The sequence below is a fragment of the Streptomyces sp. NPDC058650 genome (genome assembly GCF_042717315.1).
Lineage (GTDB): Bacteria > Actinomycetota > Actinomycetes > Streptomycetales > Streptomycetaceae > Streptomyces.
On the sequence record NZ_JBHXRL010000004.1, the window covers coordinates 39,933 to 64,694 of the forward strand.

29 protein-coding genes and 1 pseudogene are annotated in these 24,762 nt (G+C 72.9%); 19 read left to right on the forward strand and 11 right to left on the reverse strand.

Annotated elements, in window-relative coordinates; all coding sequences use genetic code 11:
- Positions 1 to 360 precede the first annotated feature (360 nt).
- The 7 genes from ACFWWU_RS08320 (at position 361) to ACFWWU_RS08350 (ending at position 4,950) form a co-directional block, all read left to right on the forward strand.
- On the forward strand, positions 361 to 615 hold the full coding sequence (locus tag ACFWWU_RS08320; protein ID WP_384140798.1) for a MoaD/ThiS family protein: 255 nt from the start codon (positions 361 to 363) through the stop codon (positions 613 to 615).
- Between the two features lie 10 nt (positions 616 to 625).
- Complete coding sequence (locus ACFWWU_RS08325; RefSeq protein ID WP_384140801.1) at positions 626 to 1,804, forward strand: hypothetical protein; 1,179 nt, start codon at positions 626 to 628, stop codon at positions 1,802 to 1,804.
- A gap of 114 nt (positions 1,805 to 1,918) precedes the next feature.
- Positions 1,919 to 2,605, forward strand: coding sequence for a DUF2993 domain-containing protein (locus tag ACFWWU_RS08330; RefSeq protein WP_317597690.1), 687 nt, complete (start codon positions 1,919 to 1,921; stop codon positions 2,603 to 2,605).
- Between the two features lie 446 nt (positions 2,606 to 3,051).
- A complete protein-coding gene (locus ACFWWU_RS08335) occupies positions 3,052 to 3,132 on the forward strand; it encodes a putative leader peptide (RefSeq protein WP_350497993.1) in 81 nt (26 codons plus the stop codon).
- 160 nt (positions 3,133 to 3,292) lie between these two features.
- Entirely contained in the window at positions 3,293 to 4,138 is an 846-nt protein-coding gene (locus ACFWWU_RS08340; RefSeq protein WP_055642244.1) for a sulfurtransferase, read from the forward strand.
- Between the two features lie 52 nt (positions 4,139 to 4,190).
- On the forward strand, positions 4,191 to 4,478 hold the full coding sequence (locus ACFWWU_RS08345; protein WP_017242395.1) for a DUF1416 domain-containing protein: 288 nt from the start codon (positions 4,191 to 4,193) through the stop codon (positions 4,476 to 4,478).
- A 211-nt stretch (positions 4,479 to 4,689) separates the two neighbouring features.
- Positions 4,690 to 4,950, forward strand: coding sequence for a DUF3099 domain-containing protein (locus ACFWWU_RS08350; RefSeq protein ID WP_384140806.1), 261 nt, complete (start codon positions 4,690 to 4,692; stop codon positions 4,948 to 4,950).
- A gap of 7 nt (positions 4,951 to 4,957) precedes the next feature.
- Here the strand turns inward: ACFWWU_RS08350 and ACFWWU_RS08355 are convergent, their stop codons facing one another.
- Complete coding sequence (locus tag ACFWWU_RS08355; RefSeq protein ID WP_384140809.1) at positions 4,958 to 5,320, reverse strand: DsrE family protein; 363 nt, start codon at positions 5,318 to 5,320, stop codon at positions 4,958 to 4,960.
- 103 nt (positions 5,321 to 5,423) lie between these two features.
- Here ACFWWU_RS08355 and ACFWWU_RS08360 point away from each other — a divergent pair, with 103 nt between their 5' ends.
- The 6 genes from ACFWWU_RS08360 to ACFWWU_RS08385 all read left to right on the forward strand — a co-directional run bounded on the left by ACFWWU_RS08360 (position 5,424) and on the right by ACFWWU_RS08385 (position 10,261).
- Positions 5,424 to 6,206 carry a hypothetical protein gene (locus tag ACFWWU_RS08360; RefSeq protein WP_384140812.1) on the forward strand — a complete coding sequence of 261 codons (783 nt, stop codon included), beginning with the start codon at positions 5,424 to 5,426 and terminating at the stop codon, positions 6,204 to 6,206.
- 17 nt (positions 6,207 to 6,223) lie between these two features.
- A complete protein-coding gene (locus tag ACFWWU_RS08365) occupies positions 6,224 to 7,072 on the forward strand; it encodes a hypothetical protein (RefSeq protein ID WP_384140815.1) in 849 nt (282 codons plus the stop codon).
- Positions 7,069 to 7,998: a hypothetical protein gene (locus tag ACFWWU_RS08370; RefSeq protein WP_384140817.1), complete on the forward strand. Its 930-nt coding sequence runs from the start codon at positions 7,069 to 7,071 to the stop codon at positions 7,996 to 7,998. Before ACFWWU_RS08365 ends, ACFWWU_RS08370 begins: the two co-directional genes overlap by 4 nt.
- Positions 7,999 to 8,232: 234 nt before the next feature.
- A complete protein-coding gene (locus ACFWWU_RS08375; RefSeq protein ID WP_317597697.1) occupies positions 8,233 to 8,805 on the forward strand; it encodes an FABP family protein in 573 nt (190 codons plus the stop codon).
- A gap of 42 nt (positions 8,806 to 8,847) precedes the next feature.
- Positions 8,848 to 9,285 (forward strand): Fur family transcriptional regulator, encoded by a 438-nt coding sequence (locus ACFWWU_RS08380; protein WP_384140820.1) that lies wholly within the window; start codon positions 8,848 to 8,850, stop codon positions 9,283 to 9,285.
- 10 nt (positions 9,286 to 9,295) lie between these two features.
- The gene (locus ACFWWU_RS08385) at positions 9,296 to 10,261 is read left to right on the forward strand and encodes a YgfZ/GcvT domain-containing protein (protein WP_384140823.1); all 966 of its coding nucleotides are present in this window, start codon (positions 9,296 to 9,298) and stop codon (positions 10,259 to 10,261) included.
- Between the two features lie 37 nt (positions 10,262 to 10,298).
- On the opposite strand, the gene dtd is transcribed toward ACFWWU_RS08385, so the two are convergent.
- Positions 10,299 to 10,724 carry a D-aminoacyl-tRNA deacylase gene (dtd, locus tag ACFWWU_RS08390; protein WP_317597702.1) on the reverse strand — a complete coding sequence of 142 codons (426 nt, stop codon included), beginning with the start codon at positions 10,722 to 10,724 and terminating at the stop codon, positions 10,299 to 10,301.
- Positions 10,725 to 10,853: 129 nt separating this feature from the next.
- On the opposite strand from dtd, the gene ACFWWU_RS08395 reads away from it, so the two are divergent.
- Together ACFWWU_RS08395 and ACFWWU_RS08400 are read left to right on the forward strand one after the other, a co-directional pair.
- Positions 10,854 to 11,486 carry an ABC transporter substrate-binding protein gene (locus ACFWWU_RS08395; protein WP_384140826.1) on the forward strand — a complete coding sequence of 211 codons (633 nt, stop codon included), beginning with the start codon at positions 10,854 to 10,856 and terminating at the stop codon, positions 11,484 to 11,486.
- A gap of 184 nt (positions 11,487 to 11,670) precedes the next feature.
- The gene (locus ACFWWU_RS08400; RefSeq protein ID WP_384140829.1) at positions 11,671 to 12,924 is read left to right on the forward strand and encodes a GNAT family N-acetyltransferase; all 1,254 of its coding nucleotides are present in this window, start codon (positions 11,671 to 11,673) and stop codon (positions 12,922 to 12,924) included.
- A gap of 2 nt (positions 12,925 to 12,926) precedes the next feature.
- Here ACFWWU_RS08400 and ACFWWU_RS08405 read toward each other — a convergent pair whose 3' ends face one another.
- Positions 12,927 to 13,694: an ABC transporter permease gene (locus tag ACFWWU_RS08405; RefSeq protein ID WP_384140832.1), complete on the reverse strand. Its 768-nt coding sequence runs from the start codon at positions 13,692 to 13,694 to the stop codon at positions 12,927 to 12,929.
- Positions 13,687 to 14,724, reverse strand: coding sequence for an ABC transporter ATP-binding protein (locus ACFWWU_RS08410; RefSeq protein WP_384140835.1), 1,038 nt, complete (start codon positions 14,722 to 14,724; stop codon positions 13,687 to 13,689). The genes ACFWWU_RS08405 and ACFWWU_RS08410 overlap by 8 nt, the downstream gene beginning before the upstream one ends.
- Before the next feature lie 150 nt (positions 14,725 to 14,874).
- Here ACFWWU_RS08410 and ACFWWU_RS08415 point away from each other — a divergent pair, with 150 nt between their 5' ends.
- From ACFWWU_RS08415 to ACFWWU_RS08425, 3 genes are all read left to right on the forward strand, one after another.
- Entirely contained in the window at positions 14,875 to 15,651 is a 777-nt protein-coding gene (locus ACFWWU_RS08415) for a TetR/AcrR family transcriptional regulator (RefSeq protein WP_384140838.1), read from the forward strand.
- Positions 15,648 to 16,331, forward strand: coding sequence for a TetR/AcrR family transcriptional regulator (locus ACFWWU_RS08420; protein ID WP_384140841.1), 684 nt, complete (start codon positions 15,648 to 15,650; stop codon positions 16,329 to 16,331). Before ACFWWU_RS08415 ends, ACFWWU_RS08420 begins: the two co-directional genes overlap by 4 nt.
- A gap of 66 nt (positions 16,332 to 16,397) precedes the next feature.
- Positions 16,398 to 18,545: a HelD family protein gene (locus ACFWWU_RS08425; RefSeq protein WP_384140844.1), complete on the forward strand. Its 2,148-nt coding sequence runs from the start codon at positions 16,398 to 16,400 to the stop codon at positions 18,543 to 18,545.
- A gap of 13 nt (positions 18,546 to 18,558) precedes the next feature.
- On the opposite strand, the pseudogene ACFWWU_RS08430 reads toward ACFWWU_RS08425, so the two are convergent.
- From ACFWWU_RS08430 to ACFWWU_RS08440, 3 genes and pseudogenes are all read right to left on the reverse strand, one after another.
- Positions 18,559 to 19,470, reverse strand: a pseudogene (locus tag ACFWWU_RS08430) (helix-turn-helix transcriptional regulator); the annotation flags it as partial.
- A gap of 10 nt (positions 19,471 to 19,480) precedes the next feature.
- Positions 19,481 to 20,989, reverse strand: coding sequence for an MFS transporter (locus ACFWWU_RS08435; RefSeq protein WP_384140847.1), 1,509 nt, complete (start codon positions 20,987 to 20,989; stop codon positions 19,481 to 19,483).
- Between the two features lie 98 nt (positions 20,990 to 21,087).
- A complete protein-coding gene (locus ACFWWU_RS08440; protein WP_384140850.1) occupies positions 21,088 to 21,573 on the reverse strand; it encodes a MarR family winged helix-turn-helix transcriptional regulator in 486 nt (161 codons plus the stop codon).
- 120 nt (positions 21,574 to 21,693) lie between these two features.
- Between ACFWWU_RS08440 and ACFWWU_RS08445 the strand changes: the two genes are divergently transcribed.
- Entirely contained in the window at positions 21,694 to 22,152 is a 459-nt protein-coding gene (locus ACFWWU_RS08445) for a hypothetical protein (protein ID WP_384141865.1), read from the forward strand.
- Positions 22,153 to 22,159: 7 nt separating this feature from the next.
- On the opposite strand, the gene ACFWWU_RS08450 is transcribed toward ACFWWU_RS08445, so the two are convergent.
- From ACFWWU_RS08450 to ACFWWU_RS08465, 4 genes are all read right to left on the reverse strand, one after another.
- Positions 22,160 to 22,750 carry a DinB family protein gene (locus tag ACFWWU_RS08450; protein WP_384140853.1) on the reverse strand — a complete coding sequence of 197 codons (591 nt, stop codon included), beginning with the start codon at positions 22,748 to 22,750 and terminating at the stop codon, positions 22,160 to 22,162.
- Between the two features lie 64 nt (positions 22,751 to 22,814).
- On the reverse strand, positions 22,815 to 23,234 hold the full coding sequence (locus tag ACFWWU_RS08455; protein ID WP_384140856.1) for a VOC family protein: 420 nt from the start codon (positions 23,232 to 23,234) through the stop codon (positions 22,815 to 22,817).
- A gap of 75 nt (positions 23,235 to 23,309) precedes the next feature.
- Positions 23,310 to 23,705 carry a helix-turn-helix transcriptional regulator gene (locus tag ACFWWU_RS08460; protein WP_384140859.1) on the reverse strand — a complete coding sequence of 132 codons (396 nt, stop codon included), beginning with the start codon at positions 23,703 to 23,705 and terminating at the stop codon, positions 23,310 to 23,312.
- Positions 23,706 to 23,880: 175 nt separating this feature from the next.
- The gene (locus tag ACFWWU_RS08465; protein WP_384140862.1) at positions 23,881 to 24,657 is read right to left on the reverse strand and encodes a MerR family transcriptional regulator; all 777 of its coding nucleotides are present in this window, start codon (positions 24,655 to 24,657) and stop codon (positions 23,881 to 23,883) included.
- Between the last annotated feature and the right edge of the window lie 105 nt (positions 24,658 to 24,762).

A 24,762-nucleotide genomic window follows, 5' to 3' on the forward strand; every position in this document is an offset into this window, starting at 1 on the left:
GAGAGCTGATTTCACATGGTGGATGTCTCGTCGCTCACTTCCGTCCATCCGCGTGATCCGCGGCGTGTGATGTTGCGTACGGATGACGGTGTCCGTATCGAGTCGGTTGACGAACCCCCTGCGGCAAGTGTCACCGAAACGGCCGTGGTCGTCGCCCGCGGCTTCACCGGATCGGCCGTCCGGCGCGCCGTCCGGCGCGCCGCCCGCGCCTTCGCGTGACGGTCGGCTTCTCCATGGGCGGGTCCGTCGTCCTGCCACGCGGCCCTGGAGCGGGGTACGGAGGGGCGGCTGGGGGACTGGCTCACGCGCCGATAGCCCATCATGGGGAGCGGCGCGCACACGAACGAAGGGAGCGCCGCTATGGCAGCGGGAACCATCCGCTACTGGGCCGCGGCCAAGGCCGCCGCCGGTGTCGCCGAGGAGCCGTACACCGCCGAGACCCTGGCGGAGGCCCTGGAAGCGGCCCGCGAGCAGCACCCGGGCGAGCTCGCCCAGGTCCTCCGGCGGTGCTCGTTCCTGATCGACGGCGACCCCGTCGGCACCCGGAGCCATGAGACCGTACGGCTTGCCGAGGGCGGCACGGTCGAGGTGCTCCCCCCGTTCGCAGGAGGGTGAACCCCGCAGCATGAGCAACGACCAGCAGTACGACCCGTACGCGAACGGGCAGCACGGCCACGACGTCACGCAGACGTGGGAGGGCCAGACCTGGGACACGCAGTTCCAGCCCGCGGTCCAGCAGCAGCCGCCGCAGCCCGTGGCGTACGAGGCGCAGCACCAGGATCCGTACGCGCAGCCCGCGTACGAGCCCGCGTACGACAACACGGCGTACCTGCCGCCGCAGGGCATGACGTACGAGCAGCAGCCGCAGCAGCCGCAGCCGTACGAGCAGCAGCAGTACGCGGCGGCTCCGGCGGCTCCGGCTGCTCCCATGGCGTACGACACGCCCGTACCGGTGGAGTACGCGCCCGAGCCCGTGGCCGCCGCCGCTCCCGTGGCCGAGGCGGCGGGGGCCGGCTATTCGTCGCCGACCACCTCCGGCAACACCCGGATCACCGACGCCCAGCGCGCGCGGGCCGAAGGCCGCTCGCCCGTGATCGAGCCCGGTCTCCAGCCGGCGGCCCTGACCGCCGTCCTCGGCCTGCTGCTCGCCGGCGGCGCCACCCTCGGCCCGTACGGGCTGCTCGTCCCGCTCGTCCTCCTCCAGGGCCTCACCGCCGCCGGCTGGTTCCGGCTCAACGGCATGTGGCCCGCCCGGCAGGGCATCGCCCTCGCCTTCGTCGGCGGTCTCGTCGCCGACGCCGCCCTCCTGGCCGCCGGCCGGGAGCACGCGGCCGCCGCGATCCTGGGCACGCTCGGCGCCTGGGTCCTGCTCTGTCTCGTCCTCCAGCTCCGCAGCCACGCCGACCCGGACGAGCGCATGTACGGCCTGATGGCCGGCGTCGCCTCGGCCGCGCTGACGGTCGTCGCCGCCGGGCACCTCGGCGCCGCCCCGGACGCGGTCGTCGTCGGCGGGATCGCGGTCGCCGCGGCCGTCGTCGCCCGGGCGCTCCCGCTGCCCGGCCCGGTCTCGCTGGTCGTCGCGCTCCTCGCGGGCGCGGGCGCGGGCATCGCGGCCGGCGGGCTGACCGACCTGGGCACCTCCGGCGCGCTGATCGGCCTCGCGGCCGGGGTCTGCGCGCTGGTCGGCCTGCGGGTGGCCAGCTACGACTACCCGTCGCGCTTCGTCCACATGACCGCGGGAATCGCGCTGCCGCTGACGGCCGCCGCGCCCGCCGTCTACCTGCTGGGCCGTGCCCTGGCCTGAGTCCGGCCAGGACCCGGAAGGGAACCAATCGGCCCCTCGACACGTCGATCTTCGTGTCGGGGGGCCGAACACTTATCCAGTCGCATTTCTGTCTACCGGGGAGACGCACAACCCATGCGAGCACTGCGGATTCTGTTGATCGTGGCCGTCGTGCTGGGCGGGGTGCTCGTCGGGATCGACCGGCTCGCCGTGGCGTACGCCGAGTCGGAGGCGGCGAGCCGGGTGAAGCTCTCGGGGACGAAGAGCGACTCGATCGAGATCGACATCAAGGGCTTCCCCTTCCTCACGCAGGTCGCGGACAAGCGGTTCGACGAGGTCGACGTGGTGGCGAAGGGCGTCGAGGCGACGGCGGGCAGCCGGCAGATCCGGATCGGCGAGCTGACGGCCGCGCTCCGGGACGTGACCGTCACCGGCGACTGGTCGGGCGCGCGGGCGGGCTCGGCGTCCGGCACGGCCCTCATCTCGTACGCGGACCTCACGGCCGCCTCCGACCGCGAGGCCACCGTCGCCTACGGCGGCGACGGGAAGGTGAAGGTCACCGGCGGGGTCGAGATCATGGGCCGCACGCTGACCCGCTCGGTCCTGTCCACGGTGACCGTGGTGAACGGCGACACGATCAAGGTCCGCGCGGACGAGGTGCCGGGCGAGGGCATTCCGGGTGTGGAGCAACTGGTCCGCGAGCGGACCGACTTCGAGCGGCCGATCGGGCTGATCGCCGGGATGAAGGTGGAGAAGGTCGAGGCCAGGCCGGACGGCCTCGCCGTCGCGGTGACGGGCAAGGACATCGCCCTGGCGGGCTGAGGCCCGGAGGGGGCGACGGGGGCCCGCGCGCGGACCCTGGCCGCGCCCTCGCACTCCGGCCGGCGCACGTCGACACGGTCCCGGCCCACCAGGACGGCGAGTGCCCCACCGGCGGCCCGTGAGCGGCCCGTGAGCGGCACCGGCCATCACCACGCGGCCAATCACCACGCGGCTGTGTCGCCACGCTCCCGTACGCCTCTGTGCGCGCCCATGCGCCCTCGTACGCCCTCGTACGCCCCGTTCGGCCCCGCTCGACCCATGGACGGCACGCCTGGTCACATGCTGAGACGTCGCTGTCCGATCCGCAGAAACCGAACCGGACACCGCCGCGCGGAGGCGTCCGGAGCCGACCCGTACGGTGATCGCGTCTCGCATCTCGGACGATCGCGTCTCAAAATATGACACACCGGTGACACGGCCGCCTGTCCGTCCCTACGATCGAGGGCATGAAGCGACAGGCGGATCTCACGAAGCGGCGGGCAGTAGACCTGTGCCGCGTCGCCGCCATGCTCTGTCGCTCAGTCTGAGCGGGAGCGCCGACTCCCGTATTCCCTCAGGCCCTTCGACCGCGGTCGGGGCCGACCTGTGCAGCCGTACGCACGCGTACGCCACGCGACGACGCGTACCGGATCACAAACCCGCACCAACCGCACCACACCGCCGCACACTGCCCCGGAGGAGAACAGCATGGCTCGCAGCGACGTCCTGGTCGACGCGGACTGGGTCGAGGCCAACCTCGACAACCCGCAGGTCGCCATCGTCGAGGTAGACGAGGACACCTCGGCCTACGAGAAGAACCACATCCGCAACGCCATCCGGATCGACTGGACCCAGGACCTTCAGGACCCGGTCCGCCGTGACTTCATCGACCAGGAGGGCTTCGAGAAGCTCCTCTCGGCCAAGGGCATCGGGAACGACACCACGGTCGTCCTCTACGGCGGCAACAACAACTGGTTCGCCTCCTACGCCTACTGGTACTTCAAGCTCTACGGCCACCAGGACGTGAAGCTCCTCGACGGCGGCCGCAAGAAGTGGGAGCTCGACTCCCGCGACCTGGTCGACGGCTCCGCCGTGCCGGCCCGCCCGGCCACCGAGTACAAGGCCCAGGCCCAGGACTCCTCGATCCGCGCGTTCCGCGACGACGTCGTGGCCGCGATCGGCGCCCAGAACCTGGTCGACGTCCGCTCGCCCGACGAGTTCTCCGGCAAGCTGCTCGCCCCGGCGCACCTCCCGCAGGAGCAGTCGCAGCGCCCCGGCCACGTGCCGAGCGCCCGCAACATCCCGTGGTCGAAGAACGCCAACGACGACGGCACCTTCAAGTCGGACGCCGAGCTCAAGGCCCTCTACGAGGACGAGCAGGTCGACCTGGCGAAGGACACCATCGCGTACTGCCGCATCGGTGAGCGCTCCGCGCTCACCTGGTTCGTCCTGCACGAGCTGCTCGAGGTCACGAACGTCAAGAACTACGACGGCTCGTGGACCGAGTACGGCTCCCTCGTCGGCGTGCCGATCGAGCTCGGCGCCAACAAGTAAGTCCTCCGGACCTCCCCTTCTCCGGACCCCTCGACCGTAAGGACAGAACACCATGTGTGGAGCGCAGCCCGGCGGCCCCGACGCCTCGACGATCAAGCCCGGTGAGACCACCATCCAGGGCTTCGTGACCAAGGACGGCGAGCCCGTCACCGGTTACGTCCGCCTCCTGGACTCGACCGGCGAGTTCACGGCCGAGGTCCCGACCTCCGCGACCGGACAGTTCCGTTTCTACGCGGCCGAGGGCACCTGGACCGTCCGCGCCCTGGTCCCGGGCGGCACCGCCGACCGCCAGGTCGTGGCGCAGAAGGGCGGCCTCGCGGAGGTCGCCATCGCGGTCTGATTCTCTGACGCCCCTCGCACCGCTCGGCGGGGGGCGCCGCACAGGCTTCGAGCCGCCGCGTCGGCCTCCGGCCGCCGGATTCCGGCGCGGCGCGAAGCCTCGCATACCGGCCGGAGGGCCGTGCCTCCTGGGGGGTTGGACGCCATTTCCAGGACTTGAGGCACGGCCCTCCGGTCTGTCCGGACTCGGGGTCCGGACGTACGCTGAAGAGGTGTACGCACGCCGTCGCCACGTCTACTTCTGGCTGATGGGCGCCTGCTTGGTGCTTTTCGTGGGCGCCTGGGCCGTCGTGCGGCTCTTCTCGATGCCGGTGGCGATCGGCATGTGCGTCGTCGCCATGGTCATCCCCCCGTTCGCCGCGATGATCGCGAACCGCCGGGGCCCGGAGGACCGCTGGTGGGACGACCCTTCGGGGGATCCGAAGTCGGACGAGTGGTGGGACGAACTCGACGGCAAGAAGCGTCGGAAGTAGTGCGTCCTCAGTAGACGAGGGCCTGGGTCTCGTCGGCCATGGCCTCCTGGACGAAGACCTGTGCGCCCGCGATGCGGATGCCGTCCAGGACGTCCTTCTCCGTGATCTCGCGACGGGCCGCGCACTGCGTGCACAGCGTCACGCGGCCGGCCGCCAGGACCGAGTCGATCAGGTCCGGCAGGGGCGCGGCGTGCGGCAGCTCGAACTCGGCCGCGCGGCCCGGGAGGGCGAACCACGCCGACTCGCCGGTCAGCCAGAGCGAGACCTCGACCCCGCTGGCGACGGCGACGGCGGCCACCGTGAAGGCCTGGGAGCAGCGTTCGGGGGCGTCGGCCCCTGCGGTCACCTTGATCACGAGCTTCTTCGCCATATGCCGAACTGTAATGCGCGGCACTGCAACCCCATGCGGCTCTCACGTGTCAGCAGGGTGCGCGGGTTACGGAATCCGCGATTCAGGTCTCGTGGGGGGACTGTTGAACAACGTAGAAACCATCCCTGATCAGGGAACGGCGGCACCGGCCGAGGTCGTACGACCGCGCCGCCGGGCCCTCCGTACGGTCGGGCTCATCGCCGTCGCCGCCGTCCTCGGCCTCGTCGGCGGCACGGCGGTCGGATACGGCGTCCAGGCACAGCGTGAACCGACGCCGCTCCCGCCGCTGAACCAGCCTGCCCTCGCCTATCCCAAGCCTCTTCCCAAGGGCCAGGCGCCGGATCCGCTCCCGGCCTCGGAGGACCGTCAGGCCAAGGCACAGGGCGACCTGCGAAAGCTGCTGGTCCCGAAGCCCGCGGGCGCGAAGAAGGACGAGTTCGGAGACCACGACGGCTGGATGTCGGTCCGCGAATACGCCTCCGACTTCGAGCGGGCCGGGGAGGCACTGAGCTACCAGCTGGAGCTGGGCATCCGGCGCGTCGCGGTCACGTCCTGGAAGACGGGCGAGAACCGGCTGAGCCAGGTCCGCCTGATCCAGTACCGCCCGGGCGACGAACTCGGCGCGCAGGATCACGTCGAGGACCAGCAGGGCTACATGCCCGACGAGGAGTACGCGGAGGGCGAGGGCGAGGCCCTCAAGGGCTCCGGCGACGGCCGCTACTACGTCTTCCCCGTGCGGCGGGAGGCCGGCTACCTGGACTTCTACGAGGCCAGGGCCTACTTCCACCGCGGCGACATCGCGGTCGAGATCTTCATCTTCGACTCGAAGAAGATCGCGGAGAAGGACATCCGTTCGCTGGCCGAGCGACAGCTGGGGCGCCTGTGACTGAGGACCGGAACGACGTGAACGTACCCATCGAACCCACCGAACCCATGGAACCCACCCCACTCGGTGAAGCCGCCGCCGAGGGCCCGCGGCAGCCGAAGCGCGGCGCGCGCCGCACCCTGCTCGGGGTCGTCCTGCCCGCCGTGCTGGTCCTCGGCGCGGCGGGCGGTGGCGTGACGTACACCGCCGTCACCGTCTCCTCCGCCGACCGCACCGCGCCGACGGAGGTGTGGGGCCCGGCGGAGACGACCGCGAACGACACCGACCCTGCCGCCGAGTCCGCCGCGCGCGGCAGGGCGGACACGCCGCTGAGCAAACTGCTGCTGCCCGCGCCGCCCGGCTACGCGCTCGGCCCCGACCACGAGCTGTTCGGTAACGACGGCGAGCTGGGCGAGGCGGAGGCCGTCGCGCAGATGAAGCAGGAGGGCGAAGGCCTCTCCGGCAAGAAGCGGCGCGCGTACGAGAAGGACGTCGACCGGCTCGGCATCCAGGGCATCGCGGTCCGCTCCTTCACGGACCTGACCGACGCCGCCGTCCTCTCCGTCCAGATCACGCGGATGAAGGACAAGAAGCGGATCAAGGACAGTTTCAGGCTCCGCAAGGAGGTCCTGGAGGTCCTGGAGTTCCCGAAGGGGCCCAAGGTGAAGGACCACCGGAACGCCGCCTGCTACCTCATGCCCGAGGACAAGACGCTGAAGAAGAAGGAACGGGAGGAGCAGCTCGACGGCATGGTCTGCGTCGCCTACGACTCCGAGGTCATGGTCTCGGTCACGGCGGCGGGCGCCAGGCCGTTCGACCCGGCGGCCGTGGCGGACCTGCTCAAGCAGCAGCTCGACCACATCGAGTCCCCGGGGGAGTACGTATGACCGAGCAGACCCAGACCCAGGCCGAGTCACAGAGCGAGCCGGAGGCCGAGCCGCAGACCGAGGCCCAGGCCCAGGCCGAAGCTCAGGTCGAGCCCCGGATCCCCGCACCGTCCGTGCCTCAGGCCGAAGCCGAGGCCGAAGTCGAAGCCACACCCGTCCCCGCGCCGAAGAAGTCCCGGCGGCCGCTGCTCGCGGCCATCGCCCGCTGGACCGCCGCCGTTCTCGTGTGCGGCGGCGTCGGAGCCGGTACGGCCCTGGGGCTGACGTCCATGGAGCGCACCGAGGTGCCCGGTCTCGCGACCGAGTCCGACGGCCGCTGGACCTACCCCGGGATCGCCTTGCCGGCGCTGCCCGAGGGGGTCCCGCGTCCGTACTCCGACGGGAACGCCGGCGAGGTCCACCACACCGACCTCCGCAAGCTCGTGCTGCCCGCCCCGGAGGGCGCCACGGTCGACCCCCGCCTGAAGGGGGGCTGGATCGGTCTCGACACCTACCTCGCGCACTTCCACGCCGACGACCGGGTCGCGGTGAAGGAGGCCCTGGCCGAGTCCGCCCTGCGGCACATCGCCGCCCGCGGCTGGACGACGCCGGACGGCACGACCACCCGGGTGTACCTGATGCGGTTCACGTCGGTCGCGTTCGCGGACGCGTTCAAGGACGACGTCCTGGACACGGGCGTACGCGGCAGCAGGCTCCCGGCCGGCGTCGACGGCGAGACGGCGGACACCGCACTGAAGGACGTCCGGGTGCCCTCCCTCTCCCTGTACGCCTTCGACGAGCGGAAGCCGTACGGACCCGAGCAGACCCGGTGGGCGTACATCCAGGCCGGCGACACCCTCGGGCTGATCACCCAGACCCGTAAGGGCGAGGCGCTCGTCGTGCCCTTCCAGCAGACCGTCGCCCTCCAGGCGCAGCTGCTCGGCTGATCGCCACCGTGTGTCGCTAGACCCACCTCACAGAGTGGGCCGGGCCCCCGCCCACTAAGCTGGGGTCCGGCCCGTTCCGCCTTCACCGCTCAGTCGAGGAGCACCCTGTGATCATTTTCTTCGAAGTTCTGCTGGTTCTGGTCGCTGTCGGCGTGCTCGCCTTCACCGGACTGGCCGTGAAGAAGCTGTACCAGGGCCAGCGCTAACCACTTCTAGAGAACGCCAGAGCTGCTCATGATCGAGATCCCGTCCGACCTCAATCCGGACCTCGTCCCCCTCGCGTTCCTGCTCGGTACGTGGGAGGGTGCGGGCGTTTCCGACTTCCCCGGCGCCGAGAAGTGCAACTTCGGCCAGTCCGTGACGTTCAGCCACGACGGCCGGGACTTCCTCGAGTACCACTCGCACTCCTGGGTCCTCGACAAGGACGGCAACAAGGTCCGTCCGCTGGAGAGCGAGAGCGGCTACTGGCGCATCGACAAGGACCGCAAGGTCGAGATCGTCATGGTCCGTGACGAGGGCATCGTCGAGATCTGGTACGGCGAGCTCGCCGACCAGAAGCCGCAGATCGACCTCGCGACGGACGCCGTCGCCCGGACGGCGGCCTCGGGCCCGTACAGCGGTGGCAAGCGCCTCTACGGCTACGTCAAGAGCGACCTCATGTGGGTCGGCGAGAAGGCGACCCCCGAGGTCCCGCTCCGCCCCTACATGTCGGCGCACCTGAAGAAGGTCGTGACGCCCGAGGAGGTCGCGGAGATGGCCCGCAACCTCGGCGACCTGCCGGACGACGGCATCGCCTTCTTCCGCTAGACACCTGGGGGTGGCGCGCCGCGCCCTCCTACACTGGGGGGCGTGGTGACCACCGACTGGAAAAGCGACCTGCGGCAGCGCGGCTACCGGCTGACGCCGCAGCGGCAGCTCGTCCTGGAGGCCGTCGACGCGCTGGAGCACGCGACGCCCGACGAGATCCTGGTCGAGGTCCGCAGGACCGCCTCCGGGGTGAACATCTCCACCGTGTACCGGACCCTGGAGCTCCTGGAGGAGCTCGGGCTCGTGAGCCACGCCCATCTGGGGCACGGGGCTCCGACGTACCACCTCGCCGACCGGCACCACCATCTGCACCTGGTCTGCCGGGACTGCTCCGGCGTCATCGAGGCGGACGTCGAGGTGGCCGCCGAGTTCACCGGGAAGCTCCGTGAGGCCTTCGGCTTCGAGACGGACATGAAGCACTTCGCCATCTTCGGCCGCTGCGCGGAGTGCACCGGGAAGGCCACGGCCGGCGAGTCGTAGGCTTTCTTCCATGAAGAGCCCTCTGCTGTCCCTGCCCGGCGCCGTCGCGGCCGAAGGCCGCGACGAAGGCGTCGCCGCCCACTACGGCGAGCTGTTCCGCGAGCAGCGCGCCCTCGCCGACGGCTCCGGTTTCGTCGACCTCTCCCACCGCGGTGTCGTCGCCGTCACCGGCGACGACCGGCTGAGCTGGCTCCATCTGCTCGTCACCCAGCACATGACCGACCTGCCGCCCGGGCAGGCGACCGAGGCGCTCGTCCTCTCCGCGAACGGGCACATCGAGCACGCCCTGTACCTCGTCGACGACGGCGAGACGCTCTGGGCGCACGTCGAGCCGGGGACGCGGGAGGAGCTCGTCGCGTACCTGGAGTCGATGAAGTTCTTCTACCGGGTCGAGGTCGCCGACCGTACGGACGACCTCGCGGTCGTTTACCTCCCGGCCGGCTCCGTCGCCGAGGTCCCCGAGGGCGTCGTCGTACGGGAGACCCCGTACGGCCGCGATCTGCTCCTGCCCCGTGCCGACCTGGAGTCGTTCGCCGCCTCGCACGGCCCGGCCGCCGGGATCCTCGCGTACGAGGCGCTGCGCGTCGAGGCGCACCGGCCGCGGCTCGGCTTCGAGACCGACCACCGGACCATCCCGCACGAGGTCGGCCTCATCGGCAGCGCCGTCCACCTCCAGAAGGGCTGCTACCGGGGGCAGGAGACCGTCGCCCGCGTGCAGAACCTGGGGAAGCCGCCGCGCCGACTGGTCTTCCTGCACCTGGACGGCAGCGAGGTGCTGCTGCCCGCGCACGGTGCGGCGGTCCGGCTGGCCGCCGACGGGGAGGAGGGCCGGCAGCTCGGTTTCGTGACGACCGCCGTCCGCCACCACGAGCTGGGGCCGATCGCCCTGGCGCTGGTGAAGCGGAACGTCCCGGTGGACGCGCCGCTGGTCGTCGGGAACACGGCGGCGGCTCAGGAGACGGTCGTCGAGCCGTAGACAGGGCCTGAGTCGTAGGCCGGGCCTGTACGAGGGCTCAGACGTCCAGCAGGACCGTGAACGGGCCGTGGTTCGTGAGCGAGACGCGCATGTCCGCTCCGAAGCGGCCCGTTTCCACGTGCGCCCCCAGGTTCCGCAGCTGCGCGACGACCTCGTCGACGAGGGGTTCGGCGACCGGGCCGGGGGCGGCGGCGTTCCAGGTGGGGCGGCGGCCCTTGCGGGCGTCTCCGTAGAGGGTGAACTGAGAGATCACCAGCAGCGGCGCGTTCACGTCGGAGCACGACTTCTCGCCGTCGAGCACCCGGACGGACCAGAGCTTTCTGGCCAATTGGGCGGCCTTCTCCGGGGTGTCGTCGTGGGTCACCCCGACCAGGACGCACAGCCCCTCGCCGACGATCTCTCCGACGGTCTCCCCTGCGACGACGACGCTCGCGCCGTCCACTCTCTGCACCACGGCTCGCATGTGTCCCAACGTACCGGCCGGGAACAGTGGGGGGCCGAACGGGTGCAGAGCGCCTGCACGTGCACGGGTGGGAGTGGCACGATGCCTGTCAGGCGGTGCGGCTCCGCACCGGTCGAGGGGACGATTCTCATGAGTGCACCTGGCACCGGGCCGACGCCGTCCGGCCCCGTACCGCTGTTCCGCGCCGGAAGTGCGGGACGAAGCCCTGGAGGAGGCATGGGCGGAAGCCCGATCGCGCGTCCGCCCGTGCAGCGGACCGTAGAGCCGGCCCTGACGGACCGGGCGCAGTCGGACCTCGGCGCGCTGCGGCTGCCCGAGCTGCGCGCGCTGCGCCGGGAGGCGCAGAGCGACGAGGCCGACCTGAGCTACGTACGTCGGATGCTCCAGGGCCGGATCGACATCCTGCGGGCCGAGCTGGCGCGGCGGACCGACCCGGAGGCCCCGGTCCTCGACCGGCTCTCCGAGATCCTCGCCGACGTGCCCTCGCGCCACCGGACCTCGGCGCGGCACGTGACGCTGTCGACTCCGCGCGGCGAGGAGTACCGGCGGCTGGCGTCCGAGATGCTGTCGGAGGTCGAGCTGTCGGACCTGACGGCCCGTACGGACGAGGAACTGCACGCGGCGATGGGGCGGCTCGCGGGGTACGAGCAGCAGATCTCGCTCCGGCGGCAGGGCCTCCAGCGGACCGCCGACGACTGCAGCGGGGAGATCGCCCGCCGCTACCGCGAGGGCGAGGCACAGGTCGACGACCTGCTGGCCTGAGGGGCGGCGGGTGGCCCGGTTTTGGCGGCGGTGGATGGCTGGTCCTGAGGGGCGACGGATGGCCGGTCCTGAGGGCGGTGGAGGGCCGGCCTGAGGGGCGGCGGGTGGCCCCCGGTCGTGAAGGGCGGCGGGTGTCGGGGAAACCCGCGTGCGGTGCCGGGGCGGCGCTGCGTAGGGTCGGGGAATGAGTGTCGACGTGCGCGCGGTGACGGAATCCGACTTCCCCGGCTGGCTCCTCGCCCTGCAGACGGGGTTCCTCCGGCCGCCCGGCGTCCCCGACGCCCTGGTCGCCGACCGCCTCGCGAACTCCGACCTCGCGCGGACGCTGGGGGCCTTCGACCGCGACCGGATCGTCGGTACCCTCCGGTCGTTCCGGCAGGAGGTCAGCACGGTCGGCGGCGGCAGCCTCACCGCCGACGCCATCACCCAGGTCACCGTCTCCCCGACGCACCGGCGCCAGGGGCTGCTGAGCCGCATGATGCGCGCCGACCTCGCCGCCGCGAAGGAGCGGGGCGACGCGATCGCGACGCTGATCGCCGCCGAGTACCCGATCTACGGGCGGTACGGCTTCGGCCCGGCCAGCTGGTGCACCGAGTGGAGCGTCGACGTACGGCGGGCCGGGCTCGACCCGCGGCGCACGGGGCGCCCGGAGGACGGCGGCCGGATCGACCTGGCCGACGGCGAGGAGATCCGCAAGATCGGTCCCGAAGTGCACCGCCGGCTCGCCGGCGTCCGCGCCGGGGTCACCGACCGCAGCACGCGCGACTGGGAGCTCGGCACCGGTCTCGGGTACCAGCTCGACCCGTGGAAGGAGCCGTTCTACGCGGTCTACCGCTCCGCGTCCGGCGAGGTGGAGGGGTTCGCCGCCTACACCGCCGACGACAAGTGGGACGACGCCAAGCAGCCCGTGAACACCGCGTCCGTACGGGACCTGATCGCCGTCACCCCGGCTGCCGAGCGGGCCCTCTGGCAGTACGTCTGCTCGATCGACTGGATCACCACGGTCCGCTCCGGTTACCGGGCGCCCGACGATCTGCTGCCGTTGCTCCTGCCGGACCCGCGCGCGGCGAAGACGCTGACGTACGCCGACATGCTGTGGGTCCGGGTCCTCGACGTCGTCCGGGTCCTGGAGAGCCGGACGTATCCGGTGGAGGGGAGTCTCGTCCTCGACCTGCGGGACGCGGACGGTCTGGCGGGCGGGCGCTACCGCCTCGACGCCTCCCCGGCGGGCGCGGCCTGTGTCCGTACCGCCGAGTCCGCCGGCTCCGCCGATCTCGCTTTCGACATCGCGGAGTTGGGGACACTGGCGTTCGGCGACGAGTCGGCGGTACGGCTGGCCCGGCTGGGGCGCGTCGAGGAGCTCACGCCGGGCGCGGCCGCCCGTGCCGACCTGCTGTTCCGTACGCCGCTGCGGCCGTTCTCGCCCGACATCTTCTGACCTCAGCGGGTCCGGAGGCGGAAGAGGAAGCCGGAGGCGGCGAGCGCCAGGGTGAGCAGGGCCGCGCACCAGCCCAGCGCCACCCATGGGGCGTCGCCGACCGGTCGGTCGAGGAGCAGGCCGCGCATCGACTCGATGAGCGGGGTCACCGGCTGGTGCTCGGCGAAGCCGTGCAGCCAGCTCGGCATGGTGTCGATCGGCACGAACGCGCTGCTCGGGTACGGCAGGAACATCATGAAGAACGTGATCGCGCCGGCGGCCTCCGCCGTCCTGGTGACGAGTCCGAGGGCCGCCGACAGCCAGGAGACGGCGGTGATCCAGGCGAGCAGCAGTCCGATCGCCGCGAGCCAGCCGCCCGGTGTGCCGGTCGGGCGGAAGCCGATGAGGAAGGCCGCGCCGAGGACGAGGGTGGTGGCGAGCGCGTTGCGGGTGACGGTGGCCGCGACGTGCCCGGCGAGGAACGGCGTTCCGCCGATGTCGAGCGTGCGGAACCGGTCGACGACCCCCCTCCGCATGTCCTCGCTGACGGTGACGGCGGTGCCCGCCGCACCGAATCCGGCGCAGAGGACGAGCACGCCGGGGACGACGTAGGTGACGTACCGGGTGCCGGTGTCGATGGCTCCGCCGAAGAAGTAGACGAAGACGAGCATCAGCATGATCGGCATCATCATCGAGGTGATGACGGCGTCGAGGTTGCGGCGGCTGAGGCGGAGGCCGCGCCCGGCGAGGGTGCTCGCGGCGGTGAGGCCGCCGGTGAGGCTGTCAGACATGGCTGGGCTCCTTGTCGTCGTCGGCGGTGAGGGTCAGGAAGACGTCGTCGAGCGTGGCCGTGTGCAGGGCGAAGCGGGCGATGTCCCGGCGCTCGGGGTCGAGTGCGTCGAGCAGTTCGCGGACGTGGACGGCGCTGCCGTCGGTGGGGACGCCGAGCGTGCGGGTCGCGGGGTCGAGGGTCGCGGCGTCGTGGGTCGCCGTGGGGGTCGCCGGGTGCGCGGTGTGGACGGCACGCGCGGGCCCGGCGGCTCGGGTGGCCCCGGCGGCTTGGGCGGCTTGGGCGGCGAGCCGTAGGTAGCTCTCCTGGTCGTACGCGACGAGGTCGAGGCGGTGGGCGGCGTACCGGGCCTTGAGTTCGGTGGGGGTGCCTTCGGCGAGGGTGCGGCCGTTGCCGAGGACGGTGATGCGGTCGGCGAGCCGGTCGGCCTCCTCCAGGTACTGGGTGGTCAGGAAGACCGTCGTACCGCTCGCGGAGAGTTCGCGGACCACCGCCCACAGTTCCTGCCGGCTGCGCGGGTCGAGGCCGGTGGTCGGTTCGTCGAGGAACATCACGCGGGTCGCGCCGGGGTCGCGGACGAGTCCGGCGGCCAGGTCGAGGCGGCGGCGCATGCCGCCCGAGTACGTCCTGGTCAGCCGGTCGCCGGCGGCGGCGAGGCCGAAGCGTTCGAGGAGTTCGGTGGCGCGGCGCGCGGCGGCGGGCCGGGAGAGGCCGGAGAGCCGGGCCGCCGTCCACAGGTTCTCGGCGCCGGTCTGGGTCTCGTCGACGGCGGCGAACTGTCCGGTGAGGCTGATCGCGCGGCGGACCCGGGAGCGCGCGGTGACGACGTCGTGCCCGGCCACGCGCGCGTGGCCGGCGTCGGGCGCGGTGAGGGTGGCGAGGATGCGGACGGTGGTGGTCTTCCCGGCGCCGTTGGGGCCGAGGAGGGCGAAGACCGTGCCGGCCGCGACGTGGAGGTCGAGCGCGTCGAGGACGCGTACGCCTCCGTAGGTCTTGGTCAGGCCGGTGGCTTCGACGGCCGGAGGTGGCATGGCGTGCTCCCTGGGCTCATGCGGTCGCGGCGAGGTGCCGTGAACGGCGCCGCGTACTGCGTATGGCATACGCGTTACTGCGTAAGGGTTACGCATTACTAGGATGGGCGTCAAGTGCGGGACGAGTGCGAGGTGCGGAGGCGGCGGGTCATGGCGGGCGACGACGGCGGTAACGGCGCGGACGACGGCGGGACCTTCCTGCCGCCGAGCATCGAGGCGGCCTGGGGGCTGCGGGAGCGCCCCTCGAAGGGGCCCAAGCCCGGTCTGACGCTGGACCGGATCGTCGGCGCGGCCGTCTCCCTCGCCTCGGCCGAGGGGCTCGACGCCGTCTCCATGGGCCGGGTCGCCAAGGAGCTCGGCGTCTCGCCCATGTCGCTCTACCGGTACGTCTCCGCCAAGAGCGAGCTGTACGTCCTCATGCAGGAGACCGCGACCGGCGCCCCGCCCGAGCTCTTCCCGCCCGGCACGGGCTGGCGCGAGGCGATGGGGGCCTGGGCCTGGGCGATGCGCGAGGTCTACCACCGCAACCTCTGGATGCTGCGGGTCCCCGTCTTCGGCCCGCCCGCGACCCCGCACATGGTCGCCTGGTGGGAGAAGGCCCTCGTCGCCATGGAGGACACCGGCCTCGACGAGGGCGCCAAGATCTCGGTGACCCTGCTCGTCGCCGGATTCGTGAAGAACGAGGCCCTGATGACCGCCGACCTCGCCGCCGCGATGGCCGCGGGCGGCGCCCGTCCGGACGAGGTCATCGCCCGCTACGGCCGCACGCTGAGGCGGCTCGCCGACCCGGAGAAGTACCCGGCGGTGGGGCGGTTGCTGGACTCGGGCGCGCTGGACGTCGCGGACGAGCCCGAGGCCGAGTTCCGCTTCGGCCTCGACCGGATCCTGGACGGGGTCGCGGTGCTGGTGGACGGGCGCGCGTCATGAGCCGGGGCACCGGCGCCGCCGCCCCGGGCTCCGCCGGCACTCCCGGCTCCGGCGCCCCGGATTCCGCCGCTCCCGTCCCCGGGCTGCGCGAACGGAAGAAGGAGCGCACCCGGCAGGCCCTGTCGGACGCCGCCGTCGCGCTCTTCCTGGAGAAGGGCTTCGACGCGGTCTCGGTCGCGGAGGTGGCCGCCGCCGCCGAGGTGTCGAAGCCGACCCTCTTCCGGTACTTCCCGGCCAAGGAGGACCTCGTCCTCCACCGGTTCGCGGACCACGAGGACGAGGCCGCGCGGGTGGTGGCGGGGCGCCCGGCCGGTGCCGCGCCGCTCGACGCGCTGTACGCGCACGTGCTCGACGGGCTCGGCCGGCGGGACCCGGTGACCGGTCTCTGCGACCACCCGGCCGTGCTCGCGTACCACCGGCTCCTGTACGGCACTCCGGCCCTGGTCGCGCGCCTCCACGCGTACCGGGCGCGGTCGGAGGCGGCCCTCGCGGACGCGCTCGGCGGCGATCCGCTGGACGCGCGGATCGCGGCCGGGCAGATCGTGGCCGTGCTGCGGGTCCTCGCCGAGGAGAACGCGGCCCGGATCGCGGGCGGCGAGACGGCCGGTGAGGTGGAGGCGGACGCGGTGGCGGCGGCCGGGCGGGCGTTCCGGGCGCTGCGGGAGGGCCTTCCGTACTGACCTTCGGCGCAGGGGTAGGCGAGTAAAAAATGTAACCCGGTAACGTTTTCCGTTAGCCTTGTCGGAATGACGTCACTGGACCTTGAGCTCGCCCGCGAACGCGCCCACCACGACGCCTGCCGCGCCGCCCTGACCCGGATGGCCGCGGACGTCTCCGAACAGGTCGTGACCGGCGAGGACGTCGCCGCGTCCGGCGCCGACGCCGAGGCCCTCGGCTTCCACCTCCGCAGCCGCGCCAAGGAGATGGGCGAACAGCCCCCGGGCCCGCTGTTCTTCGGACGCCTCGACCGCGAGGACGGCCAGACCCACCACATCGGCCGCCGCCGGATCGCCGAGGACCCCGCCGCCCCGCCGCTCGTCGTCGACTGGCGCGCCCCCGTCTCCCGCGCCTACTACCAGGCCGGCGCCCACGACCCGCAGGGCGTCCTCCGGCGCCGCCGCTTCGGCTGGGCCCCGCACAGCCGGGGCGCCACGGAGGACCTCACCGCCCTGGAGGACGAACGCCTCGCGGACGGCGGGGCGGGGGAGGCGGTGAGCGCGCTCGTCGCCGGGGAGATCGAGCGACCCCGGGTCGGCCCCATGCGGGACATCGCCGCCACCATCCAGCCCGAACAGGACGACCTCGTACGCTCCGACCCGGCCGCCTCGCTCTGCGTGCAGGGCGCGCCCGGCACCGGCAAGACCGCCGTCGGCCTGCACCGGGCCGCGTACCTCCTCTACAGCCATCCGCAGCGGATCCGCCGCTCCGGCCTGCTCGTCCTCGGCCCGCACCGGGCCTTCCTGTCGTACATCGCCGAGGTGCTGCCCTCGCTCGGCGAGACCGGCGTCCGGCAGGCCACGCTCGACGAGGAGCTCGCCCGCCACCCCGTCCGGGCCGAGGACGGGGAGGCGGCGGCCCGGGTCAAGCACGACGCCCGCATGGCGGGGGTGCTGCACCGCGCGCTGTACGGCAGGGTCGACCCGGTCCCGCCGGGCGACCTGGCCGTCCCCGACGGCTCGTACCACTGGCGGCTGCCGGCCGCCGAGCTCGCCGCGATCGTCGCGGCGGTACGGGAGGAGGCGCCGCCCTACGCCACGGGGCGCGAGCGGGTCCGCGCCCGGGTCGTCAGGGCCCTCCAACTCCGGGCCGAACGCCGGTCGGGGGCGGTGGGCGCGGCCTGGGTGCGGCGCGTCGAACGGGCCAGGGAGGTGACCGCCTTCCTCGACGCGTGCTGGCCGAGGACGACACCGGAGGAGGTGCTCGCGGAGGTACTGACGGACCCGGACGCGGTGGGGGCCCCGGCTTCCGGCGGCGGGCCGACGGAGGGCCAGTCGGCGGGGGGCGGGCTGGCGGGGGGCGAGTCGGCGGGCGGCGGGCTGACGGAGGGCCAGTCGGCGGCGATCCGCTGGACCCGGCCGCCGCGTTCGTACCGCTCGGCGCGGTGGACCGCCGCCGATCTCGTCCTCCTCGACGAGCTGGCGGGCCTGATCGAGCGCCCCGAGAGCTACGGCCACGTCGTCGTCGACGAGGCCCAGGACCTCTCGCCCATGCAGTGCAGGGCGATCGCCCGCCGGACCGCCTTCGGTTCGCTCACCGTCCTCGGGGACCTCGCCCAGGGCACCACCCCGTGGGCGGCCCGCGACTGGCGCGAGCAACTGGCCCACCTGGGCAGGGCCGAGGCGCCGGTGGTGCCGCTGACCCTCGGCTACCGCGTGCCCGCGGCGATCGTGGACCTCGCCAACCGGCTCCTGCCGCACCTGGGCGCGGACGTGCCGGCGGGCCGGTCGGTCCGAACGGACGGCGAGGTGACGGTCCACCGGGCGACGGAGACGTCGGACCTCCCCGCCGCGACCCGCCGGGCCGTGCGCGCCGCGCTCGCGGCGGAGGGCTCGGTGGGGGTGATCACTGCCGACGGTCTCGTGGGGGAGGTGGAGGAGGCGGTGCGCGGCTGCGGGGCGGGGGCGGGGGCGGGCGCGGGCGAGCGGGTGACCGTGCTGCCCGCGACGGCCGTCAAGGGCCTGGAGTTCGACCACGTCGTCGTGGTCGAACCGGCCGCGATCGTGGCGGCCGAGGCGCGCGGGACGAACCGGTTGTACGTGGTGCTCACCCGGGCCGTGTCGCGGCTGGCGCTGGTGCACGCGGAGGAGCTTCCGGCGTGCCTGGGGGCGGGGCCGGTGCCGGGGGCGGGGTCGGTGCCGCGGAATCCGGTGTCCGCTTCGCGTACAGCGCGCTGAGTTCGGCGCCGATGCGGGCGAGTGCCGCGCGGGCCCCGGGTGGGTCGAGGAGCTCCACGCGGGCTCCCAGGCCCGCGAGTCGGGCGGCGACGACCTCGGGTGACGGCCCGTCGATCTCGATGGACGTCCAGCCGTCCGGGGCGCGTTCCCCGTACCGTATCCGCCCTTCGACGAGGCCTTCGAGGACGGACTCCGTGCCCGGGGCCGCCCTGCCCCGGACCGTCGCGGCGACCATGCGGCCTTCCATGCGGGCGGCGAGCGCGCGCCAGGCGGTGGGGAGGTCGAAGCCCTCGGGGCGGACGGCGGGGGCGCCCGTCTCGGTCACGGAGGTGATCCGGCCGACCCGGAAGACGCGCGGGCCGTGCTCCGTACCGGCGACGAGGTAGTGGACGCCGGTCTTCGTGGCGATCCCGAGCGGGTGGACGGTCCGTTCGCTCGGCTCCCGGCCCGGGCGGGCGTACCCGATCGTGAGTTCGCGCTCCTCGACCACGGCCTGCTGGAGAGCGGCCAGTCGGGGCTCCTCCGGGACCGAGACGGGGGCGCCGGCCCAGTCGGTGCCGTCGGCGGTCCCGGCGCGGGCGGCGGCCTCGGCGCCCGCGCGGAGGGGCGCGGGGAGGGCCCGTACGAGCTTGCGCAGGGCGGTCCGGGTCTGCGGGCTCGGGGGCGTCTTGTCGATCAGGAGGAACAGGGCGCGGACCTCGGGGGCGGTGAGGCCGGTCAGATCGGTACGGGCTCCGCCGACCAACGACCAACCGCCGCCCACGCCCGCCTGGGAACGGACCGGGACCCCGGCGCTCGCGAGCGCTTCGAGGTCCCGGCGGGCGGTCCTTTCGGACACGCCCAGTTCTGCGGCGAGTTCGGCGGCGGTGACGCGTTGCCTGGTCTGGAGGAAGAGCAGGGCGGCGACGAGGCGGTCGGCTCTCATGGCGCCATTGTCACAGCGTGACGAGGGCGGGCCGCGCGTCCTTCGAGTCCTCCTCCGCGTCCTCCTTCGAGCCCACCGGGGCTTCCGGCTGGTTCCGTGCGGGACGCAGGACGGTGAAGGCGACGGCCAGAGCGGCGAGGACCAGGGCGGTGCCGACGGCGAAGGCCAGGTGGTAGCCGCCGGTCAGGGCCTCGGCGGTGGACCGGCCGGCCTCCGTGAGGGACTCGGTGCGGGAGGCGGCGAGGGTGGAGAGGACCGCGATGCCGAGGGCCATGCCGATCTGCTGGGTGGTGTTGAAGAGGCCGGAGGCCAGGCCCGCGTCCTTCTCCTCGGCGCCGGACATGGCGAGCGAGGTGAGGGCGGGGAGCGCGAGGCCGAAGCCGGCGGCGAGCAGCATCACGGGGAGCAGGTCGGTGGCGTAGTCGGCCTCGACGGGGAGGCGGGTCAGCAGGCCGAGGACGCCGACGAGCAGGAGGAGGCCGGTGAGGAGGATGTTCCGCTCGCCGAAGCGGGCGATGAGGCGGGCCGAGACGCCGAGGGAGACGACGCCGATGACGGCGGCGGCGGGCAGCATCGCGAGGCCGGTCTCGGCGGCGCCGTAGCCGCGGACCTTCTGCAGGTAGAGGGCGACGAGGATCTGGAAGGAGAAGAGCGCGGCGACCATCAGCATCTGGACCAGGTTGGCGCCGGAGACGCTGCGGGAGCGGAAGATCCGCAGGGGCATGAGCGGGTTGGCGGCCTTCGTCTGGCGGACGAGGAAGCCAGCCAGGAGGGCGACGGCGAGGGCGCCGAAGCCGAGGGTGTGCGCCGAACCGGCTCCGTACTCCTCGATGGTGACGACGGCGTAGATCCCGGTCATCAGGCCGGAGGTGACGAGCAGCGCGCCGATGACGTCCGCGCCGGCCTTCAGGCCGAGGCCGCGGTCGGAGGGCAGGGCGGGGAGGGCGAGGAGGAGGGCGGCGATGCCGATGGGGAGATTGATGAAGAAGATCCAGTTCCAGGCGAGGGCGTCGGTGAGGACTCCGCCCAGGACCTGGCCGAGGGAGGCGCCGGCGGCGCCGGTGAAGCTGAACACGGCGATGGCCTTGGCGCGTTCGCGGGGTTCGGCGAAGAGGGTGACGAGGATGCCGAGGCTGACGGCGGCGGACATCGCGCTGCCGACGCCCTGGAGGAAGCGGGCGGCGATCAGGACCTCGGGGGAGGTGGCGGCGCCGGCGAGGAGCGAGGCGGCGGTGAAGAGGCCCGTGCCGAGGAGGAACATCCGCTTGCGGCCGATGAGGTCGCCGAGGCGGCCGGCGAGGAGGAGGAGCGAGCCGAACGCGATGAGGTAGGCGTTGACGACCCAGCTGAGGCCGACCGGGGTGAAGCCGAGGTCGCTCTGGATGGCGGGCATCGCGACGGTGACGATGCTGCCGTCGAGGACCGTCATCAGCATGCTCGTGGCGAGGACGCCGAGGGCGAGCCGGCGGGAGGTGCTGGCGCGGGAGGTGCTGGGGCGGGTGCTGGCAGGCGCGGACATGAGCTCTCTCTCCTGTTCCCTGTTCGGTGGAGGCAACAGGAGAGACATTAGCAGATGGTTTTGTTGCAGACTATTTTTTACGGGAGGAGTTGGCCGGGTCAGGCGCGCTGCCGTGCGCGGCGAGCCGCCTTCGGGCCCTCGGCGGGGGTCTCCAGGTGGCCGGTGACCAGGCGGTTCAGTGCACGCAGCAGGACCTCGCGCTCCTCGTCGGGGAGGGAGGCCAGGGCCTTCTCGTGGACCCCGTCGACGATCTTCTGGCTCTGCTGGGCGACCTTCGCCCCCTCCTCGGTGACGGCGATGATCCGTGCCCGCCGGTCGGTGCTCGACGGCTGCCGCTCGGCCAGGCCGGCCTTCTCCAGGGCGTCGACGGTGACCACCATCGTGGTCTTGTCCATGTCCCCGATCTCGGCGAGCTGCGCCTGCGTGCGCTCCTCCTCCAGGGCGTGGACGAGGACGCAGTGCATGCGGGGGGTGAGCCCGATCTCGCCGAGTTCGGCGGTCATGCGGCTGCGCAGGACGTGACTGGTGTGGTCGAGGAGGTAGGAGAGGTCGGGCTCGGTGCGGGTGGGCGCCATGGCTGTCATGTCTGCCAGGGTAACGAAAGTCGATCCGTCGCGGATGGTAAGGAAGCGGACGAGGTTCTGGTGGGGGCAGGCCCGGCCGGGCACGATGGGGGTGTGACCAGGCCCCTGCTCTTCCTGGACATGGACGGGCCGCTGATCCCGTTCGGCGTACGGGAACGGCCGCACCCGACGTATCCGCCCGCGCCGCCCCCGTCCGTCAGCCCGCTCCTCGCACGGCTCGACCCCGCGCAAGGGACACGGCTCGCGGCGCTCCCGTACGAGCTGGTGTGGGCGACGACCTGGGAGGAGGACGCCAACGCCTGGGTGGCCCCGCGCCTCGGGCTGCCCGATCTGCCGCTCGTCCCCTGGCCGGACGGCCCCGGGGAGGAGGAGCGGGTGCCGGGACTCCACTGGAAGGCGCCGGCGCTGGTGGCGTGGGCGGCGGGGCGGTCGTTCGCCTGGGTGGACGACGAGATCGGGGCCGTCGACCGGGCGTGGGTCGCCGGCCGCCATCCCGGACGGGCGCTCCTCCACCGGGTGGACCCCCGGCGCGGGCTCGGCGACGCCGACTACGCGGCGCTCGTCGACTGGGCGGGGTGAGCGCCGCTCACATGCCGGTCGTGCCGTCGATGCGTTCGCGGAGGAGGTCGGCGTGGCCGTTGTGGCGGGCGTACTCCTCGATCATGTGGATGAGGACCCAGCGCAGCGAGACCGTTCCGCGCCAGGAGTCGTGGGCCGAGACGTCGAGGTCGGGGGCCTCGGCCGTGAAGCGTTCGGCGAAGGCGACGGCCGCGTGCCAGGCGTCCCAGGCCGCCGTGACGGCCGCCGCGTCGGGGGTCGCGCCGTCGAAGTCCCCGTCCGGGTCGGTGGGGGAGGAGAAGAGCGGCGCCGCATCGGCCTGACCGGCGAGGACCCCGCGGAACCAGCGGCGTTCGACGTCGGCGAGGTGCCGGACCAGGCCGAGGAGGGAGAGCGTGGACGGGGCGACGGCGCGGTCGGCCAGGTCGTCCGTGAGGCCCGCGCACTTCAGCACCAGGGTCGCGCGCTGGTCCGCCAGGAACCCGACGAGCATCCGCCGCTCGTCCCCGGTCGCGGGGCCGCTGAAGCGGCGCGGCCCCGGGCGCGTCGCCGTCTCGTCGAGGACGTCCGCGCGGCGCCGGGGGCCCGCCGTATCCGGGGTGTGCGTCTCAACTGTCATGCGTACCCTCCCTGTTGACCTCAGGGCATGCTGCCATGAAGGAGCGGAGGGAGGGGACGGTGGGTCAGTTGGCGTGGCGGGGCTGGGAGAACCGGAGCATGTTGCCCGCCGGGTCGCGGAAGGCGCAGTCGCGGACGCCGTACGGCTGGTCGACCGGCTCCTGAAGCACCTCGCCGCCGGCCGCCCGGACGTGCTCGAAGGTGGCGTCGACGTCGTCGGTGGAGAAGATCACGCCGCGCAGCATGCCCTTGGCCAGCAGCTCCGCCATGGCCTGGCGGTCGGCGGCCGAGGCGTTGGGGTCGGCGAGCGGCGGTTCGAGGACGATCTCCACGTCCGGCTGCGCGGGCGAACCGACGGTCACCCAGCGCATCCCCTCGAAACCGACGTCGTTGCGGACCTCCAGGCCGAGGGCGTCGCGGTAGAAGGCGAGCGCCTTGTCGTGGTCGTCGACGGCGATGAAGCACTGCGAGAGTTTGACGTTCATGGCTTCGACGCTACGGCGGTGATCCGGAATCCGCTTCTCCGATCGTGACCGCTTCGGCGGCCGCTCCGTCCGCCGTCAGTCGTTCCTGGTCGGGCGCGTGAGGACCTTCGCCACGCACGCCGGGATCACGGCTCCCGCCTCGTGACGCCGGGCCCGGTACGCGCTCGGGGTCTCGCCCACCAGCTCCGTGAAGCGCGAGCTGAACGACCCGAGCGAGGTGCAGCCGACCGCGAAGCAGACCTCGGTCACGCTCAGGTCGCCGCGCCGCAGCAGCGCCTTCGCCCGCTCGACGCGCCGGGTCATGAGGTAGCTGTGCGGCGTCTCGCCGTAGGCGGCGCGGAAACTGCGGGAGAAGTGCCCGGCCGACATCAGCGCGACCCTGGCCAGCGCCGGTACGTCGAGCGGCAGCGCGTAGTCGCGGTCCATCACGTCCCGCGCGCGCCGCAACCGCACCAGATCCTCCAGCCTCACGTTCCCCAGCATCGCACGCGACGCCGACACGGCACCTGACCAGCGGTTTCGGCGGCCGTGGCGGACCCGGCGGCCGTGGCGGACCCGGTGGCTTCGGCGGTCCCGGCGGCCTTGGTGGCCTCGGCGGTCCCGGTGGCCTCGGCGGCTTCGGCGGCTTCGGCGGCTTCGGCGGCCGTCACTGACGCGGGACGTCGATGCCGGCCGCGCGCAGGTGCGCCTCGACCAACGCGTTCAGCCGGGCGATGGACGGCTCCTGGCCTTCCCGGTGGTGGTTGACCACTCCGTACCGGGAAGCCGCGTCGGACTGGCGCCGGAACCCGGTCGGCATCGCCAGCAGCGCGCGGTCGGCCAGCAGCTTGTCGGCCAGTGCGGACGCCAGCTCCTCGATCCGCGGGTCGTCCGCGTCCCAGGCCCTCGCGTCCACGCCGCGCTTGGTCAGCTCGACGGACTCGGGATCGTCGAGCGAGCCTTCGAGCCGGGTCAGGAAGCTGTCGAAGATCCCCGGAACCAGCGCCCGGGTCAGCACCAGGGCTTCCCGTTGAGCGGCCACGTAGTCGGCGGTGAAGCCGAGGTCGGCGAGACGGTCCAGGACCGCACAGGCCCGGTCGGGCAGCAGAGCCCGGTCTCCGTGGGTGAGTCGGTGCAGGGTGTCGCGCCGCGCGGTCAGCTCCTCGATCTGTTCGGTGAGCCGACGCCGGACGTCGTCCAGGGCGACGGCGAACCGCTCGGGATCGGCGTCGAGCAGGTCGCCGATCTCGGCCAGCGGCACACCGGCCCCGGCCAGGGTCCGGACCTGGACCAGCCGGAGCAGGTCGGCCGACCCGTAACGCCGGTAGCCGGAACCGTCACGCTCCGGCTCGGCGACCAGGCCGAGCCGGTGATAGTGCCGCACGGTCTTGATCGTGACGCCGACGAACGCCGCCGCCTGACCGATCGTGAGTCCGTCTGCCATCGGCTCAGCGCCCCTTCGGAGCGTCGGCGACGGCACGGACGTCGTGGTGCGGGCGGAAGGTGACGATCACAGGGGCGAGGGTAGCGCGCCTGTTCCCGCCCATCA

Coding starts and splice junctions, on each gene's coding strand:
- ACFWWU_RS08320 (WP_384140798.1), top strand. CDS start 361: ATGGCAGCGGGAACCATCCGCTACTGGGCCGCGGCCAAGGCCGCCGCC.
- ACFWWU_RS08325 (WP_384140801.1), top strand. CDS start 626: ATGAGCAACGACCAGCAGTACGACCCGTACGCGAACGGGCAGCACGGC.
- ACFWWU_RS08330 (WP_317597690.1), top strand. CDS start 1,919: ATGCGAGCACTGCGGATTCTGTTGATCGTGGCCGTCGTGCTGGGCGGG.
- ACFWWU_RS08335 (WP_350497993.1), top strand. CDS start 3,052: ATGAAGCGACAGGCGGATCTCACGAAGCGGCGGGCAGTAGACCTGTGC.
- ACFWWU_RS08340 (WP_055642244.1), top strand. CDS start 3,293: ATGGCTCGCAGCGACGTCCTGGTCGACGCGGACTGGGTCGAGGCCAAC.
- ACFWWU_RS08345 (WP_017242395.1), top strand. CDS start 4,191: ATGTGTGGAGCGCAGCCCGGCGGCCCCGACGCCTCGACGATCAAGCCC.
- ACFWWU_RS08355 (WP_384140809.1), bottom strand. CDS start 5,320: ATGGCGAAGAAGCTCGTGATCAAGGTGACCGCAGGGGCCGACGCCCCC.
- ACFWWU_RS08370 (WP_384140817.1), top strand. CDS start 7,069: ATGACCGAGCAGACCCAGACCCAGGCCGAGTCACAGAGCGAGCCGGAG.
- ACFWWU_RS08375 (WP_317597697.1), top strand. CDS start 8,233: ATGATCGAGATCCCGTCCGACCTCAATCCGGACCTCGTCCCCCTCGCG.
- ACFWWU_RS08385 (WP_384140823.1), top strand. CDS start 9,296: ATGAAGAGCCCTCTGCTGTCCCTGCCCGGCGCCGTCGCGGCCGAAGGC.
- dtd (WP_317597702.1), bottom strand. CDS start 10,724: ATGCGAGCCGTGGTGCAGAGAGTGGACGGCGCGAGCGTCGTCGTCGCA.
- ACFWWU_RS08395 (WP_384140826.1), top strand. CDS start 10,854: ATGAGTGCACCTGGCACCGGGCCGACGCCGTCCGGCCCCGTACCGCTG.
- ACFWWU_RS08400 (WP_384140829.1), top strand. CDS start 11,671: ATGAGTGTCGACGTGCGCGCGGTGACGGAATCCGACTTCCCCGGCTGG.
- ACFWWU_RS08405 (WP_384140832.1), bottom strand. CDS start 13,694: ATGTCTGACAGCCTCACCGGCGGCCTCACCGCCGCGAGCACCCTCGCC.
- ACFWWU_RS08410 (WP_384140835.1), bottom strand. CDS start 14,724: ATGCCACCTCCGGCCGTCGAAGCCACCGGCCTGACCAAGACCTACGGA.
- ACFWWU_RS08415 (WP_384140838.1), top strand. CDS start 14,875: ATGGCGGGCGACGACGGCGGTAACGGCGCGGACGACGGCGGGACCTTC.
- ACFWWU_RS08420 (WP_384140841.1), top strand. CDS start 15,648: ATGAGCCGGGGCACCGGCGCCGCCGCCCCGGGCTCCGCCGGCACTCCC.
- ACFWWU_RS08425 (WP_384140844.1), top strand. CDS start 16,398: ATGACGTCACTGGACCTTGAGCTCGCCCGCGAACGCGCCCACCACGAC.
- ACFWWU_RS08435 (WP_384140847.1), bottom strand. CDS start 20,989: ATGTCCGCGCCTGCCAGCACCCGCCCCAGCACCTCCCGCGCCAGCACC.
- ACFWWU_RS08440 (WP_384140850.1), bottom strand. CDS start 21,573: ATGACAGCCATGGCGCCCACCCGCACCGAGCCCGACCTCTCCTACCTC.
- ACFWWU_RS08445 (WP_384141865.1), top strand. CDS start 21,694: ATGGACGGGCCGCTGATCCCGTTCGGCGTACGGGAACGGCCGCACCCG.
- ACFWWU_RS08450 (WP_384140853.1), bottom strand. CDS start 22,750: ATGACAGTTGAGACGCACACCCCGGATACGGCGGGCCCCCGGCGCCGC.
- ACFWWU_RS08455 (WP_384140856.1), bottom strand. CDS start 23,234: ATGAACGTCAAACTCTCGCAGTGCTTCATCGCCGTCGACGACCACGAC.
- ACFWWU_RS08465 (WP_384140862.1), bottom strand. CDS start 24,657: ATGGCAGACGGACTCACGATCGGTCAGGCGGCGGCGTTCGTCGGCGTC.